This window comes from Porphyromonas bennonis DSM 23058 = JCM 16335 (assembly GCF_000375645.1).
GTDB lineage: Bacteria > Bacteroidota > Bacteroidia > Bacteroidales > Porphyromonadaceae > Porphyromonas_A > Porphyromonas_A bennonis.
This window is the reverse complement of sequence record NZ_AQWR01000010.1, coordinates 39,583-54,585: the sequence shown is the minus strand read 5'-3', so window position 1 is coordinate 54,585 and position 15,003 is coordinate 39,583. Positions and strand designations below refer to the sequence as shown.

Sequence of the window (15,003 nt, the reverse complement as noted above, 5' to 3'; positions counted from 1 at the left end):
GAGGCACGAAGTGCCGAAGACCGCGGGAAAGAGGACCCCGGTAAAGATATACGACCCCGCCAGGGTGTCGCACTTATTGCCTGACTGGTAAGTGCGACACCCTGGCGGGGTCGCGGGATTGCTTGCGTTGCCTGGTCCACGGGTCTTCGGGGCTACGCCCCTCGACCACGTGGCTAAAAAACGGGCACCCACAAGGGGTGCTTCGTTCCCCACTATTCACAATTAGATGAATGGCTACGGTGTCTCTCAAATGCGTCACCCCTGGGGTCTGTTTTTCATAGCTGTAAGTTTACCACATGATCGTTGAGGGGGGCATTGGACGAGTCGGACGTTCTGCCAAATATACTAGGCTCTGATAGCATATCGGCATCCGCAAGGATGCCCGTTCCATAGGCATCGGTCGAGGCACGAAGTGCCGAAGACCGATGTATAAGCGCACGCATTAGGCCTCGACCCCTTGCGGGTCGCCGAGCAGAAATCCTCTTTTCCGGTGACCCGCAAGGGGTCGAGGTCTAATGCGTGCGCTTATTGCACATCAACGCTCGAGGTGACGAAGTCGAAGGAGACGCACTTTTGTTCAGGAAAAGACATGAAGAGACACCTAGAGACTCTGAGAGACAACTCCTCCCGGTGGGGGTGCTATATTTGCACTGTTGGAGCGAACCGCAAGGGGCGCTCGCTTTTTAGCTGTAAGTTTGTCACATGATCGTCGAGGGGCGTAGCCCCGATGACCCGTGGATCTGTCATTGCGTGCGAACCCGCGACTCCGTAGGGTGTCGCACTGAATGACTAACTGGTAAGTGCGACACCCTTGCGGGGTCGTATATCTTTACCCGGGTCTTCTTTCCGGGGGCTTCGGCACTTCGTGCCTCGACACCCGGTCTAAAAAGCGATGATCCCTCCAGGGCTTCGCCCCTGCGGGATCGGCAGGCAGTAGCAGCAGGTGAGGGATCAGTCGACGGGATTGCACAGCTACAGGGATTATCACTTCTTCGATATAAAACTCAAATGCGTCACCCCTGGTGGGGCGACGTGTAAGAGCTTGATAGACTTGTAATAGAGGAAGGTATTTCGTACCTTTGCACTCCGAAGCGGTGGGGTGCGCCCCGTTGCAAGCGAGAAACAGCCTGGCAGTCACGCCGGTAAAGTGCGTGATGGCGGGCGATGAATCGATTATAGGTTTTATATTAAAGCAAGATGCCAACAATTCAACAGCTAGTCCGTAGTGGTCGCAAGAGCCTCCAGGAGAAGGGTAAGAGCCCGGCTCTCCAGGGATGCCCCCAGCGTCGCGGCGTCTGTGTCAGGGTCTACACCACGACCCCTAAGAAGCCTAACTCAGCGATGAGGAAGGTGGCACGTGTCCGTCTGACGAATGGCAGGGAGGTCAATTGCTATATCCCCGGTGAGGGTCACAACCTCCAGGAGCACTCCATCGTGCTCGTGCGTGGTGGTCGTGTGAAGGATCTCCCCGGCGTGCGCTACCACATCGTACGCGGTACTCTCGATACCGGCGGCGTAACGGATCGCAAGCAGCGTCGTAGCAAGTACGGCGTGAAGAGACCTAAGGAGAAGAAGTAAGCCGAGCGGCGAACCCTTCGACCCCACTATCATCCTCCCCTCCCCCGCAGAGCTGCGGTGTCCGGTCAGTGGATCGCGACAGAGAGCGAGGAGCGTATAATCTAGCAAAGGAGAGCAGCGTGAGAGCACTGCGATCGAGAACGACCATAGATATGGTCCTACCGGGAGTAGGCAGGCTAAGCCGAAGGACCCCGGCGAGTAAGATCGAGGAAGTGTCTGTAGTATAATCTCCATCACACTCTCTGACTTAATGAAATAGCGGCGGTGTGCCGATCGTATCTGAGACAGATCGTACACCCGATCATGGCCGAGGTCTCCCATGTGAGACGTGGCGCTGCTATAGTATCGGAGTCCCATCCTCGCGTACAGAGGATGCTGTCGGTAGGTAGCAAGGTATTGCGGAGACAGGACGGACCTGCGAAGCATCGGGAAGAGTCCCGGATGTGGAGGTTAGTCAGGACGAAGAGAAGCCAATGTCCGGTCGGTAGGCGGATGATGTCTGGATGGGAGGACCTGAGGGTCCGACCGTAGATGATAAGGGACCTCATCCCATACTTAGAAGAGAACATATAGGGAGCAGCGCGCTCATCACTGAGGTGATCCGGCGCAGGTACCCCGGGTATAAAAGTGACGGGCATCGGAATGGGATGCCGCCCGGGAGCCCACTTGCTCTGTGATCCGTCAGTATCACGGTGTCACGCCTGTCCCCATGGCTCTGGAGCTTCTGCTTCGCAGACCTCCGCTGAGAGGGAGCGCAGCAGGGTAAGAGAGCGTAAGTCATACCAATTACGAGAAATGAGAAAATTTTCCAAGAAACAAAGGGCTATCCTTCCTGATCCCGTCTATGGTGATCAGAAGGTGACGAAGTTCGTCAATCACATGATGCTTGACGGAAAGAAGAACCTTTCCTTCAAGATCTTCTACAACGCTCTGGATATCGTCAAGGATAAGATGTCCAAGGAGGAGAAGACCCCTCTCGAGATCTGGAAGCAGGCTCTCGAGAACGTCACCCCTCAGGTAGAGGTGAAGAGCCGCCGTATCGGAGGAGCCAACTTCCAGGTGCCCACCCAGGTCACCCCGGAGCGTAAGGAGTCCATCTCCATGAAGAACCTCATCGGTTTTGCCCGCAAGAGAGGTGGTAAGACCATGGCAGAGAAGCTCGCTGCTGAGATCATGGACGCTTACAATCAGCAGGGTGGAGCCTTCAAGCGTAAGGAGGACATCCACCGCATGGCTGAGGCCAACCGTGCCTTCGCTCACTTCCGTCTGTAATACACACAAACCTATATAAGTAAGAAAGAAGTCACAATGGCTGCAAAGAATCACCTGGAACTAACACGTAATATCGGTATCATGGCCCACATTGATGCCGGTAAGACTACCACCTCGGAGCGTATCCTCTACTACACCGGACTGATCCACAAGATCGGTGAGGTGCACGAGGGTGCCGCTACGATGGACTGGATGGAGGAGGAGCAGGAGCGTGGTATCACCATCACCTCCGCGTGCACCACCGCCTTCTGGCCCTATAGGGATAAGAAGTATAAGCTCAACCTGATCGACACTCCCGGACACGTCGACTTTACCGCTGAGGTGGAGCGCTCTCTCCGCGTCCTCGACGGTGCCATCGAGACTTTCGACTCCGTAGCCGGTGTACAGCCGCAGAGCGAGACCGTATGGCGTCAGGCTGAGAAGTATGGCGTACCCCGTCTCTGCTACGTCAATAAGATGGACCGTAGCGGCGCCAACTTCCTGAAGGCTGTCAAGTCTATGCGTGATATGCTCGGTGCCAATGCAGTGCCAATCCAGCTGCCCATCGGTGCGGAGGAGAACTTCAAGGGCGTTATCGACCTGATCCGCATGCGCGCCATCTACTGGCACGATGAGACTATGGGAGCAGACTACGAGGTGGAGGAGATCCCCGCTGAGCTCCTCGAGGAGGCTGAGCAGTGGCGTGAGTCGATGCTCGAGGCTCTTGCCGATGTTGACGACGGTATCATGGAGAAGATGCTGGAGGATCCCTCCACCGTCACCGAGGATGAGATCCTCGCTGCTCTCCGCAAGGGTACACTCGACCTGTCGATCAATCCCGTCATCTGTGGCTCTTCCTTCAAGAACAAGGGCGTGCAGCCGCTTCTCGATGCGATCTGCGCCTTCCTCCCCAGTCCGATCGACCAGGATACCATCACCGGTACAGATCCCCTGGACGAGAGCGTGAAGATCACCCGCACCGTGGAGCACGACTCGCCCCTGACGGCTCTTGCTTTCAAGGTCGCATCCGATCCCTACGTTGGTCGTCTCTGCTACTTCAGAGTATACACTGGTCACCTCGATGCCGGCTCTTACGTCTACAACAGCCGTACGGAGAAGAAGGAGCGTATCAGCCGTCTCTACGAGATGTTCTCCAATAAGCAGAACCCGATGGAGTCCATCGACACCGGTGATATCGGCGCAGGTGTGGGCTTCAAGGACATCCGCACCGGTGACACCATCTGCGACCCGGACGCTGAGCCGATCCTGCTGGAGTCTATCACCTTCCCCGATCCGGTGATCAGTATCTCCGTAGAGCCTAAGACCCAGGCCGACACTGAGAAGCTCGACAGCGGTCTCCAGAAGCTCGCCGAGGAGGATCCGACCTTCCAGGTGCGCACCGACGAGGAGACCGGTCAGACGATCATCTCCGGTATGGGTGAGCTCCACCTCGACATCATCGTGGAGCGCCTGAAGCGTGAGTTTAAGGTAGAGGCCAATGAGGGTCGTCCTCAGGTAAGCTACAAGGAGGCGATAGCCAATACCGTCCAGGTCCGTCAGGTCTACAAGAAGCAGACCGGTGGTCGTGGTAAGTTTGCCGATATCCTCGTGGAGGTAGGCCCTGGCGATCCCGAGGCAGAGACTCCGCTGCAGTTTGAGGACAGCGTGAAGGGCGGTAACGTCCCGAAGGAGTACATCCCCTCCGTACAGAAGGGCTTCGAGAAGGCTATGCAGAGCGGTGTCCTCGCCGGATATCCTCTCGATCACCTCAAGGTGACCCTCCTCGATGGTAGCTTCCACCCGGTGGACTCCGATCAGCTCTCCTTCGAGGTGGCAGCGATGCAGGCCTTCAAGAAGGCATGCGAGGAGGCTTCTCCTATCCTGTTGGAGCCCGTCATGAAGCTCGAGGTAGTGACCCCCGAGGACTACATGGGTGACATCATCGGCGACCTGAATAAGCGCCGCGGTATGGTTCAGGGCATGGACGCCGGGATGAATAACGACCGCATCGTCAAGGCTCACGTGCCGCTCGCCGAGATGTTTGGTTACGTGACCGATCTCCGCACCATCTCCAGTGGTCGTGCCAGCAGCACGATGGAGTTTGATCACTTCGAGCCGATGAGCACCAACATTGCCAAGCAGGTGCTCGAGGAGAAGCACGGTCGTGCAGACCTCTTGAAGTAATAGACAATCATCACTATATTACGATAGTCAATCACATGAATCAGGTAATCAGGATCAAGATCAAGTCCTACGACCATACTCTGGCAGACAAGTCTGCCGAGAAGATCGTGAAGGCTGTCGACACGACCGGAGTGACCGTACGCGGTCCTATCCCACTGCCGACGCACAAGCGCATCTTTACGGTCAATAGGTCGACCTTCGTCAATAAGAAGAGCCGTGAGCAATTTGAGCTCTGCACCTACAAGCGACTGATCGATCTCGTCAATGCCAATACCTCCACCGTAGACGCTCTCGCTCGTCTTGAGCTGCCCAGCGGTGTGGATATCGAGATCAAGACCGATCTCTAAGCTCCGCGAGATAAGTATTACAACCAACAACTAACTCACTAAATCAAGACTGAAATGCCAGGATTGTTAGGAAAGAAAATCGGAATGACATCCGTCTTCAGTGCCGAGGGGAAGAACATCCCATGCACTGTTATCGAAGCCGGTCCTTGCGTCGTTACTCAGGTCAAGACTGTGGAGAAGGATGGCTATAGCGCCGTCCAGGTAGGCTACGAGGACATCGCTGAGAAGCATGTCACGAAGCCCCTCCAGGGTCACTTCAAGAAGGCCGGAGCAGCACCCAAGAGACACTTGGCCGAGTTCAAGGATTATGCTAAGGAGCTTAAGGAGGGAGATGAGCTGACGGTGGATATCTTCAAGGATACCCCCTTCGTCGACATCTGCGGTATCTCCAAGGGTAAGGGCTTCCAGGGCGTCGTAAAGCGTCACGACTTCGGCGGAGTGGGACAGACCACTCACGGTCAGAAGAATCGTCTCCGTGCCCCGGGATCCATCGGTCAGAGCTCTACACCGTCTCGCGTCCTCCCCGGTATGCGCATGGCAGGACAGGATGGTAACGTCCGCGTCACCGTCCAGAATCTCCGCGTCATCAAGGTGATGCCCGAGCAGAACGTCCTCGTCGTCAAGGGCAGTGTCCCCGGCGCTAAGGGATCCATCCTTTTAATCGAGAAGTAAGACAGAAGATATGGAACTGAACGTACTAAATATTAAAGGTGAAGAGACTGGACGCAAGGTGACCCTCGATGATGCCATCTTCGGCATCGAGCCCAATGATCACGCGATCTACCTCGACGTCAAGAGCCACATGGCCAACCGTCGCAGCGGGACCGCTAAGACCAAGGAGCGTAGTGAGAATGCACACAGCACCCGCAAGCTCTTCCGTCAGAAGGGTACCGGTGGCGCTCGTCGTGGTGACACGAAGAGCCCGATCCTGATCGGCGGTGGTACGATCTTCGGCCCCCGTCCCCGTGATTATGAGCAGAAGGTCAATCGCAAGACCAAGCGTCTCGCCCGTCTCTCTGCACTTACTTACAAGGCTAAGGACAACGCCATCGTCGTCGTAGAGGACTTCACGATGGACACCTACAAGACTAAGGACTTCGTCGCCATCCTCAAGGCCCTCAAGATCGAGGACAAGAAGGATCTCTTCCTCCTCCACGAGGCCAATGACCAAGTGCGCAAGTCCGGTGCCAATATCTCTAATGTGACCTTTGCCGAGCCCGTCTCCGTCAATACCTACAAGGTACTCGACGCTGACCGCCTCGTCTTCTCAGAGAGCGGACTGAAGGCACTCGTGGCTCAGCTCAGCGGAGAGGAGAAGTAATCAATAGACTAGTAAGAGAAGAATATCATGGGAATACTGATCGCACCTCTCATCACTGAGAAACAGACCGACATCACCGATGCCATGCCTACCCGCTATGGCTTCAAGGTGCAGTACAGCGCCGATAAGAGCGACATCCGCAAGGCTGTCGAGGAGACCTATGGCGTCCATGTACTCAAGGTCAATACGATGCGCTACTCCGGTAAGAAGGAGTCGCGCTATACCAAGCACGGCTTCGTCGAGGGACGCAAGCCGGCGTATAAGAAGGCTATAGTAACGATTGCCGAAGGCGAGACGATCGACTTCTTCGGTAACATTTAATATACGACAATGGGAGTACGTAAACTGAAGCCCACCACTCCGGGCCAGAGAAAGAAAATTATTGGTACGCACGAGGATGTTACTACCAACGTACCAGAGAAGTCCCTTGTAGTCGGCAAGAGAAGCACCGGTGGTCGCAACAACACCGGTAAGATGACCGTCCGCTACCGCGGTGGTGGTCACAAGCGCAAGCTCCGCCTGATCGACTTCAAGCGTCGCAGAGACGACATCCCCGCTACCGTCAAGAGCATCGAGTATGATCCCAATAGGTCTGCTCACATTGCTCTGATCTACTATGCGGACGGTGTCAAGTCCTACATCATTGCACCCACCGGTCTCAAGGTCGGCCAGACCGTCATGAGCGGCGAGAATGCGGTGCCTGAGGTAGGCAACTCTCTGCCTCTGGGTAAGATCCCCGTCGGTACTGTGATCCACAACATCGAGCTTCGTCCGGGTCAGGGCGCTAAGATGGTACGTAGTGCGGGTAACTTCGCACAGCTCACCTCGCGTGAGGGTACCTACGTAGTGATCTCCCTCCCGAGTGGCGAGACCCGCCGCATCCTCTCCGCCTGCCGCGCCACCATCGGTAGCGTCAGCAACGGTGAGCACTCCCTCGAGGAGAGCGGTAAGGCCGGCCGCAGCCGCTGGCTCGGTCGCCGTCCTCACAACCGAGGCGTCGTGATGAACCCTGTAGACCACCCGATGGGTGGTGGTGAGGGTCGCGCCTCCGGTGGTCACCCGAGGAGCCGCAAGGGCCTCTACTCTAAGGGCCTTAAGACTCGTCGTCCTAAGAAGCAGTCCTCCAAGTACATTATCGAGCGTCGTCACTCTAAGCGTAACAGCAAGGGTACGAAGTAAGCCTCTTTTTACCAAGACAAAAATAGAGAATACAGAATATGAGCCGTTCACTTAAGAAAGGACCGTATATCAGCGTGAAGCTCGAGAAGCGTATCTTGGAGATGAATGAGAAGAACGAGAAGAATGTCATCAAGACGTGGAGTCGTGCTTCGATGATCTCTCCCGACTTCGTAGGTCATACGATCGCTGTACATAACGGACATAAGTTTATCCCCGTATTCGTTACTGAGAATATGGTGGGACACAAGTTGGGCGAATTTGCACCTACCCGTACCTTCAAGGGGCACACTGGTAATCGCAAATCCTAAGGCCGGTAATCGAATCATATAGAACAATACTATGGGTAATCGAAAGAAAGAATCTGCTCAGGCCCGCAAGGACGCCCAGCAGTCACTATACTTTGCCAGCCTGACCAATATCGCCTCCTCTCCCCGTAAGATGCGCCTCGTGATCGATATGGTCCGTGGCATGGAGGTCAATAGGGCACTGGCTGTCCTCAGATACTCTAATAAGCGCGCCTCCGAGAACGTCGCCCGCACTCTCAAGAGTGCAGTCGCCAACTGGGAGCAGAAGAATGAGCAGCACGCCGACGAGGGGCAGCTCTACATCAGCAAGATCTACGTCGACGAGGCTCCTACGCTCAAGAGGATGCGCGCCCGCGCTCAGGGCCGCGGCAATCGCGTCCGTAAGAGAAGAAGCAATCTGACGATCTATGTCGATGCACGTGATAACGCTATTAACGAGTAAACTTCCATGGGACAAAAGACTAATCCAATAAGCAATCGCCTCGGCATCGTCCGTGGCTGGGACAGCTCGTGGTTTGGCAAGAAGGCTAACGTCGCTGAGACAATCTACGAGGATCACAAGCTCCGCACCTACCTCAATGCTCGCCTGACCGACAGCGGCGTCGCCCGCATCGTCATCGAGCGTACCCTCAAGCTCATCACCATCACCATCTGCACCGCACGCCCCGGACGTATCATCGGCCCCGGCGGTAGCGAGGTGGATAAGCTCAAGGAGGAGCTCAAGAAGATCACCGACAAGGAGGTCCAGATCAATATCTTCGAGGTACGTCGCCCCGACATGGAGGCTGCTATCGTCGCCGACAGCATCGCCCGCCAGATCGAGGGTCGTGTCAATTACCGCCGTGCCGCCCGCAATGCCATCGGTAACGCCATGCGTGCCGGTGCCGAGGGTGTCAAGGTACTCCTCAACGGCCGTCTCAATAACGCCGAGATGGCACGCAGCGAGACCTTCAAGGAGGGCCGCATCCCGCTCCACACCTTCCGTGCCGATATCGACTACGCGATGGAGACCGCTCACACCAAGGTGGGAGCCATCGGTGTCAAGGTATGGATCTGCCGTGGCGAGGTGTATGGCAAGAAGGACCTGACGCTCGACTTCAGTCAGCCCCGCAACGAGGGCGGTCGCGGAGGTCGCGGCGGACGTAACGATCGCGGCGGACGTCGCGGCGGTGGCCGTGGTGGACGACGCGGAGGACGCGGAGGACGTCGCAGCGGCGGCAGGACCGAGGGCGGAGCACAGGCATAAGAGTGGCTCCTGCAGTATCCACCGACACTCCACGGATGCAGACAGCAGACAGAGAGAGCATAAGGATCGGATACTGCACCCCCAAGTTATTTTATCAAGAATTGGCTAGATAATACAGCATAATGTTACAACCCAAGAAGACCAAGTTCCGGAGAGTCCATAAGGGTAAGATGAAGGGCAACGCCCATCGTGGTACCCAGCTCGCCTTCGGAAGTTTCGGATTGAAAGCCATGGGGACCACTTGGCTCACCGGTCGTCAGATCGAGGCCGCTCGTATCGCCCTTACCCGATATATGGAGCGTAAGGGACAGGTATGGCTCAGGATATTCCCCGACAAGCCCATCACCAAGAAGCCTCTGGACGTACGTATGGGTAAGGGTATGGGAGATCCCGTCGGCTTCGTCGCTCCCGTCAAGCCCGGTCGCATCATCTTCGAGATCGATGGCGTCAGCTACGATATCGCTAAGGAGGCCCTTCGCCTCGCAGCTCAGAAGCTCCCCATCGATACCAAGTTCGTCGTCCGCAGGGACTTTGAGAAGTAATCACTCAGAGCACAGAATAGTAGTATGAAGAATCAAGAGATCAGAGAGCTCACTATCCAGGATCTGAGAGAGCACCTCAAGCAGGAGACTACCAAGCTCGACCAGCTGCGCATGCAGCACAGCGTCACGCCTCTGGATCGTCCCACAGAGATCACCAACCAGCGCCGACTCGTCGCTCGTCTCCGGACGATCCTCCACGAGAAGGAAATCAATGAATCCCTTAAGAATTAAGTGCGGTCATGGAAGAAGTAAAAGAGACAAGCAGAAACCTGCGCAAGGTTAGACAGGGTGTCGTCGTCAGCGACAAGATGGACAAGACCGTCGTCGTCGCTGTACGATGGAAGGAGAAGCACCCTCTGTATGGTAAGTTCATCGCCAAGACGAAGAAGTACCACGCACATGATGAGGCTAATGATTGCCACGAGGGTGATACCGTACGCATCATGGAGACCCGCCCTCTGTCTAAGAGCAAGCGCTGGAGAGTCATCGACATCGTCGAGAGAGCGAAGTAATCGACCGACTAACCACCACAAGACATTTTTAGGACAGAGTTATGATACAGCAAGAATCCAGACTGACAGTAACCGATAACAGCGGTGCCCGCGAGGCCCTCTGTATCCGTGTGCTCGGTGGTACCCACCGTCGCTACGCCTCCGTAGGCGACACGATCGTGGTCACCGTCAAGAGCGTGATCCCCTCCTCCGATATGAAGAAGGGCACCGTCAGCAAGGCCGTCATCGTACGTACCAAGAAGGAGATCCGCCGTGAGGACGGCTCCTACATCCGCTTCGACGACAACGCCTGCGTACTCCTCTCTCCCTCAGGTGAGCTGAGAGGTACCCGTATCTTCGGCCCCGTGGCTCGTGAGATACGTGCCGTCAATATGAAGATCGTTTCTCTAGCGCCTGAGGTGCTCTAAGCACCTCGCGCGACCGGGACACCCCCGGTGAGACTCAGCATCCTATAGAGAAATAAGAGAATATCATGAGAAAGTTACACATAAAGAAGGGCGACAACGTCTTCGTCAATTCCGGCGAGGACAAGGGCAAGAAGGGTCGCGTCCTGGAGGTCAACCCCTCCAAGGAGACGGCCATCGTCGAGGGCGTCAATTTCATCACACGCCGCACCAAGCCTAATGCCAAGAACCCTCAGGGGGGCATGGTCAAGAGAGAGGCACCGGTGCACATCTCTAAGCTCAATCCTGTCGACCCCGACACTCAGAAGCCTACCCGTATCCATCGTCAGAAGGACGACAATGGACGCTCTCAGCGCGTCGCTAAGTCGGGCAAGGTCCTGGACTAATATAGATAGAGATTACTATGTCGATCGCTAAGAATATCAAGGAAGACTACAAGGAGCGGATCATCCCCGCGATGATGAAGGAATTTGGGTACACCTCCACCATGCAGGTGCCCCATCTCGTCAAGATCGTCATCAGCCGCGGACTCGGAGACGAGCACGAGGATAAGAAGCTCATCGAGATCGCAGCCAATGAGCTGGCGATGATCACCGGCCAGAAGGCTGTCATCACCCGATCCAAGAAGGACATCTCCAACTTTAAGCTCCGTAAGGGCATGCCCGTCGGTGCCATGGTGACCCTCCGTCGCGGACAGATGTACGACTTCCTCGACCGCCTGATCAATATCGCCCTGCCGCGTATCCGTGACTTCAAGGGTCTCGAGACCCGCATGGATGGTCGTGGTAACTACACCTTCGGTGTCGATGAGCAGATCATCTTCCCGGAGATCAATCTGGACACCGTCCCGAAGATCCTCGGTATGAACATCACCATCGTCACCTCAGCCGAGACCGACGAGGAGGGCTACGCACTCCTCCGCGAGTTTGGTCTCCCCTTCAAGAAAAATACCAAGAGCAAGAAAGCAACCAAGTAATTATGGCCAAGAAATCCATGGTGGCGCGCGAAGTAAAGCGCCAGAAGCTCGTCGATAAGTACGCTGAGAAGCGTCAGGCGCTCAAGGAGGCCGGTGACTACGAGGGACTGCAAAAGCTCCCGCGCAACGCCTCTCCCGTCCGCCTGCACAATCGCTGCAGCATCACCGGACGTCCCCGCGGATATATGCGTTTCTTCGGTCTCTCACGCATCCAGTTCCGTGAGATGGCCTCCAAGGGACTCATCCCCGGCGTCAAGAAGTCCAGCTGGTGATCCCCTCCCTGTAGGGAAGATCCGGTCTGCACCATAAAGACCCAGAGGGCCCCCTCAGTCACTACGACTGTGGGGGCCCTTTTCTTTTTTTTGGGGGGGGTAAGACACATCGGACAAGTCGGAGGGGTCGGACAAGTCGGATAGGTCGGACGGGTCGGACGGGTCGGACGGGTCGGACGGGTCGGACAAGTGGGATAGGTCGGACGGGTCGGACGGGTCGGACGGGTCGGACAAGTGGGAGGGGTCGAGCAAGGCGGAAGATCCCTCCTGATCCTCTAGTCCATCCGACTCCGGGAGGTAGTGGGGACGTGCTGTCGATCAGGCGTTTCTCTATTACCGATATTAGTCGCAACTAATACCGCTATTACTGATAACTAATATCGGTATTAGTTATCACTATTACCGGTAATAGATTTTGCCCTTTGCGATAGCGGTAAGGGGGGTGCCCCCGGATTTTGCTCTCGGAAAGGAGGGTGGGGATTGTACTATGTCGGTGATTTTGTGTATCTTTGCCTACTTTTCAGAGTGAAAAGGCTATACGAGGTCGGGTAACGCCTACTCCATCTATCCCCTGTGGGACAGCTGTTGACGGGCATATCCGGTGCTCTATTGTTAAATATTGTCCGCTTGTGATCCCCACTAACTCAGGACACGAGTGGATCAATTTAATGAGTTACTTATGACAGATCCAATTGCAGACTATCTGACAAGATTGCGCAACGCAATCTCTGCACGCCACCGTGTGGTGGAAATCCCTGCCAGCAACATGAAAAAGGAGATGACCAAGATCCTCTTTGAGAAGGGTTATATCCTGAATTACATGTTTGATGACGAGGATCCAAAGCATCAGGGCACGATCAAGATCGCCCTTAAGTACGACATGGCGACCAAGGCTCCGGCCATCAAGTCGCTGCGTCGCGTCTCTCGTCCGGGTCTCCGCCGCTACGTCGGCGCCAATGACCTTCCCCGAGTCCTCAATGGCCTCGGCATCGCCATACTATCCACCTCCAAGGGGGTGATGACCAATAAGGATGCAGCTGATCTCCACATCGGAGGTGAGGTGATCTGCTACGTCTACTAATACCTAACTCTAAGAAGAAGATATACATCATGTCAAGAATCGGAAAGCTTCCCATAGCCATCCCGGCCGGAGTAGAGGTATCTATCAAGGACAACGTCGTCACCGTAAAGGGTCCCAAGGGCACCATGACCCAGGACTTTGACTCCCGTCTCACCGTAGAGGTGAAGGATGGTGAGGTGCATGTCACCCGTGCCACGGACAATCTCGAGGAGCGTGCCCAGCACGGCCTCGTACGCTCGCTGATCCACAATATGGTCGTCGGTGTCTCTGAGGGATACACGAGGACCATGGAGCTCATCGGAGTAGGATTCCGTGCTGAGGCACAGGGTCAGCTCCTCACGCTCTCTCTCGGGTACTCTCACCCGATCTATATGCTGCTCGCCCCCGAGATCCAGGTGGAGGCTAAGATGGAGCGCAATAAGGCTCCCCTCGTCACCCTCTCCAGCTGCGACAAGCAGCTGCTCGGACAGGTGTGCGCCAAGATCCGCTCCTTCCGCAAGCCGGAGCCTTACAAGGGTAAGGGTATCAAGTTTGTCGGTGAGACCATCCGTCGTAAGTCGGGTAAGGCAGCCGCTGCTTCTAAGTAATGCATGCGCCTAAGTCAGTACAACAAGTGAAGAGAGAGAAGTATGATTACTAAAAGAGAAAGAAGACTCAAGATCAAGAAGCGCGTCCGCAAGAATATCTCCGGCACTGCCGAGAGACCACGCCTGTCGGTATTCCGCAGTAATCGCCAGATATATGCTCAGGTGATCGACGATACTACCGGGAAGACTCTTGCTGCCAGCAGCTCACTCAAGATCGCCGACAAGGCTCCCAAGGGTGAGATCGCCAAGCAGGTAGGTAGCGACGTCGCTAAGAAGGCCATTGATGCCGGTGTCAAGACTGTCGTCTTCGACCGTAATGGTTACCTCTACCATGGTCGTGTCAAGGAGCTGGCTGATGCCGCTCGCGAGGCAGGGCTTGTCTTTTGAGATATCGATCACAAGAACTATTGCATAAAGAAATGAAGAGAGTAACCTCTACTAATAATATAGAGCTCGAGAGTCGTCTCGTAGCCATCAATAGGGTCTCCAAGGTCACCAAGGGTGGACGTACGTTCTCCCTCGCTGCCATCGTCGTGGTGGGTGACGGTAAGGGTGTCATCGGTTACGGCCTCGGCCGCTCCAACGATACCTCCACCGCTATCACCAAGGGTACCGATGCAGCTAAGAAGAACCTGATCCAGGTACCCGTATACAAGGGGACCATCCCTCACGAGGTGAGTGCCCGCTTTGCCGGTGCTGAGGTGCTGCTGCGCCCCGCATCCGAGGGTACCGGAGTGGTTGCCGGTGGTGCCATGCGTGCCGTGCTCGACATGGTCGGAGTGACCGACGTCCTCTGCAAGAGCACCGGATCATCCAACGCCCACAACGTCGTCAAGGCTACCATCCTTGCCCTCTCCAAGCTCAGTAGCCCGCTCGACATCGCCCGTACCCGTGGTATCTCTGTCGAGAAGGTATTCAAGGGCTGATCTGAGAGCAAGATGTCTCTCGAGTACGATTATTACAAAGGAATAATAAGACGATGAAAATCAAGCAAACACGTAGTCGTATCCGTGCCACCAAGGCGCAGAAGGACGCTCTCAATGCTCTGGGCCTCCGTAAGCTCAATCGCATCATCGACGTCGAGGATACACCCGTCAATAGGGGCAACCTTCGCATCGTCCGTCACCTCGTAGAGGTGGTGGAGGAGTGATCCTGTAGCTTCACATGGAGAGACGCTTCCCTTGCCCCTCACCGGGGTGCCCGGATGACTGAGTAGAG

Annotated in this window: 23 protein-coding genes; all 23 read left to right on the top strand. The window is 55.7% G+C overall.

The annotated features are described in order from the left end of the window. Window positions 1–1,197: 1,197 nt before the first annotated feature. Window positions 1,198–1,578: a 30S ribosomal protein S12 gene (rpsL, locus tag B088_RS03185; protein ID WP_025081674.1), complete on the top strand. Its 381-nt coding sequence runs from the start codon at window positions 1,198–1,200 to the stop codon at window positions 1,576–1,578. Window positions 1,579–2,373: 795 nt separating this feature from the next. Continuing rightward, a complete protein-coding gene (gene rpsG / locus B088_RS03180) occupies window positions 2,374–2,850 on the top strand; it encodes a 30S ribosomal protein S7 (protein ID WP_018106963.1) in 477 nt (158 codons plus the stop codon). 36 nt (window positions 2,851–2,886) lie between these two features. Further along, the gene (gene fusA / locus B088_RS03175) at window positions 2,887–5,013 is read left to right on the top strand and encodes an elongation factor G (RefSeq protein ID WP_018106962.1); all 2,127 of its coding nucleotides are present in this window, start codon (window positions 2,887–2,889) and stop codon (window positions 5,011–5,013) included. 35 nt (window positions 5,014–5,048) lie between these two features. After that, the gene (gene rpsJ, locus B088_RS03170; RefSeq protein ID WP_018106961.1) at window positions 5,049–5,360 is read left to right on the top strand and encodes a 30S ribosomal protein S10; all 312 of its coding nucleotides are present in this window, start codon (window positions 5,049–5,051) and stop codon (window positions 5,358–5,360) included. A gap of 54 nt (window positions 5,361–5,414) precedes the next feature. Further along, window positions 5,415–6,032, top strand: a complete 618-nt coding sequence (rplC, locus tag B088_RS03165) for a 50S ribosomal protein L3 (protein ID WP_025081673.1) — start codon at window positions 5,415–5,417, stop codon at window positions 6,030–6,032. 10 nt (window positions 6,033–6,042) lie between these two features. Next, window positions 6,043–6,681 (top strand): 50S ribosomal protein L4, encoded by a 639-nt coding sequence (gene rplD / locus B088_RS03160; protein ID WP_018106959.1) that lies wholly within the window; start codon window positions 6,043–6,045, stop codon window positions 6,679–6,681. A gap of 27 nt (window positions 6,682–6,708) precedes the next feature. Continuing rightward, complete coding sequence (rplW, locus tag B088_RS03155; RefSeq protein WP_018106958.1) at window positions 6,709–7,002, top strand: 50S ribosomal protein L23; 294 nt, start codon at window positions 6,709–6,711, stop codon at window positions 7,000–7,002. 9 nt (window positions 7,003–7,011) lie between these two features. Next, window positions 7,012–7,860, top strand: coding sequence for a 50S ribosomal protein L2 (gene rplB / locus B088_RS03150; protein WP_025081671.1), 849 nt, complete (start codon window positions 7,012–7,014; stop codon window positions 7,858–7,860). 38 nt (window positions 7,861–7,898) lie between these two features. Next, window positions 7,899–8,168 carry a 30S ribosomal protein S19 gene (rpsS, locus tag B088_RS03145; protein WP_018106956.1) on the top strand — a complete coding sequence of 90 codons (270 nt, stop codon included), beginning with the start codon at window positions 7,899–7,901 and terminating at the stop codon, window positions 8,166–8,168. Between the two features lie 31 nt (window positions 8,169–8,199). Further along, complete coding sequence (gene rplV, locus B088_RS03140) at window positions 8,200–8,607, top strand: 50S ribosomal protein L22 (protein ID WP_018106955.1); 408 nt, start codon at window positions 8,200–8,202, stop codon at window positions 8,605–8,607. Window positions 8,608–8,613: 6 nt separating this feature from the next. After that, window positions 8,614–9,411: a 30S ribosomal protein S3 gene (rpsC, locus tag B088_RS03135; RefSeq protein WP_018106954.1), complete on the top strand. Its 798-nt coding sequence runs from the start codon at window positions 8,614–8,616 to the stop codon at window positions 9,409–9,411. A 122-nt stretch (window positions 9,412–9,533) separates the two neighbouring features. Continuing rightward, window positions 9,534–9,953, top strand: a complete 420-nt coding sequence (gene rplP, locus B088_RS03130; RefSeq protein WP_018106953.1) for a 50S ribosomal protein L16 — start codon at window positions 9,534–9,536, stop codon at window positions 9,951–9,953. Between the two features lie 24 nt (window positions 9,954–9,977). After that, window positions 9,978–10,184 carry a 50S ribosomal protein L29 gene (gene rpmC / locus B088_RS03125; protein ID WP_018106952.1) on the top strand — a complete coding sequence of 69 codons (207 nt, stop codon included), beginning with the start codon at window positions 9,978–9,980 and terminating at the stop codon, window positions 10,182–10,184. A gap of 8 nt (window positions 10,185–10,192) precedes the next feature. After that, window positions 10,193–10,465, top strand: coding sequence for a 30S ribosomal protein S17 (gene rpsQ, locus B088_RS03120; protein WP_018106951.1), 273 nt, complete (start codon window positions 10,193–10,195; stop codon window positions 10,463–10,465). 41 nt (window positions 10,466–10,506) lie between these two features. Further along, window positions 10,507–10,872, top strand: a complete 366-nt coding sequence (gene rplN / locus B088_RS03115; protein WP_018106950.1) for a 50S ribosomal protein L14 — start codon at window positions 10,507–10,509, stop codon at window positions 10,870–10,872. 65 nt (window positions 10,873–10,937) lie between these two features. Continuing rightward, complete coding sequence (rplX, locus tag B088_RS03110) at window positions 10,938–11,255, top strand: 50S ribosomal protein L24 (RefSeq protein ID WP_018106949.1); 318 nt, start codon at window positions 10,938–10,940, stop codon at window positions 11,253–11,255. 17 nt (window positions 11,256–11,272) lie between these two features. Beyond that, window positions 11,273–11,845, top strand: coding sequence for a 50S ribosomal protein L5 (rplE, locus tag B088_RS03105; RefSeq protein ID WP_018106948.1), 573 nt, complete (start codon window positions 11,273–11,275; stop codon window positions 11,843–11,845). Between the two features lie 2 nt (window positions 11,846–11,847). Continuing rightward, window positions 11,848–12,117, top strand: a complete 270-nt coding sequence (rpsN, locus tag B088_RS03100; RefSeq protein WP_018106947.1) for a 30S ribosomal protein S14 — start codon at window positions 11,848–11,850, stop codon at window positions 12,115–12,117. A 679-nt stretch (window positions 12,118–12,796) separates the two neighbouring features. Then, a complete protein-coding gene (gene rpsH, locus B088_RS03095; protein WP_025081669.1) occupies window positions 12,797–13,198 on the top strand; it encodes a 30S ribosomal protein S8 in 402 nt (133 codons plus the stop codon). A gap of 29 nt (window positions 13,199–13,227) precedes the next feature. Next, window positions 13,228–13,785, top strand: a complete 558-nt coding sequence (gene rplF, locus B088_RS03090; protein ID WP_018106945.1) for a 50S ribosomal protein L6 — start codon at window positions 13,228–13,230, stop codon at window positions 13,783–13,785. Between the two features lie 42 nt (window positions 13,786–13,827). Beyond that, window positions 13,828–14,172: a 50S ribosomal protein L18 gene (rplR, locus tag B088_RS03085; protein ID WP_018106944.1), complete on the top strand. Its 345-nt coding sequence runs from the start codon at window positions 13,828–13,830 to the stop codon at window positions 14,170–14,172. Between the two features lie 32 nt (window positions 14,173–14,204). Continuing rightward, a complete protein-coding gene (gene rpsE / locus B088_RS03080) occupies window positions 14,205–14,711 on the top strand; it encodes a 30S ribosomal protein S5 (RefSeq protein WP_018106943.1) in 507 nt (168 codons plus the stop codon). Window positions 14,712–14,764: 53 nt separating this feature from the next. After that, window positions 14,765–14,935, top strand: a complete 171-nt coding sequence (rpmD, locus tag B088_RS03075) for a 50S ribosomal protein L30 (protein WP_018106942.1) — start codon at window positions 14,765–14,767, stop codon at window positions 14,933–14,935. Window positions 14,936–15,003 lie beyond the last annotated feature (68 nt).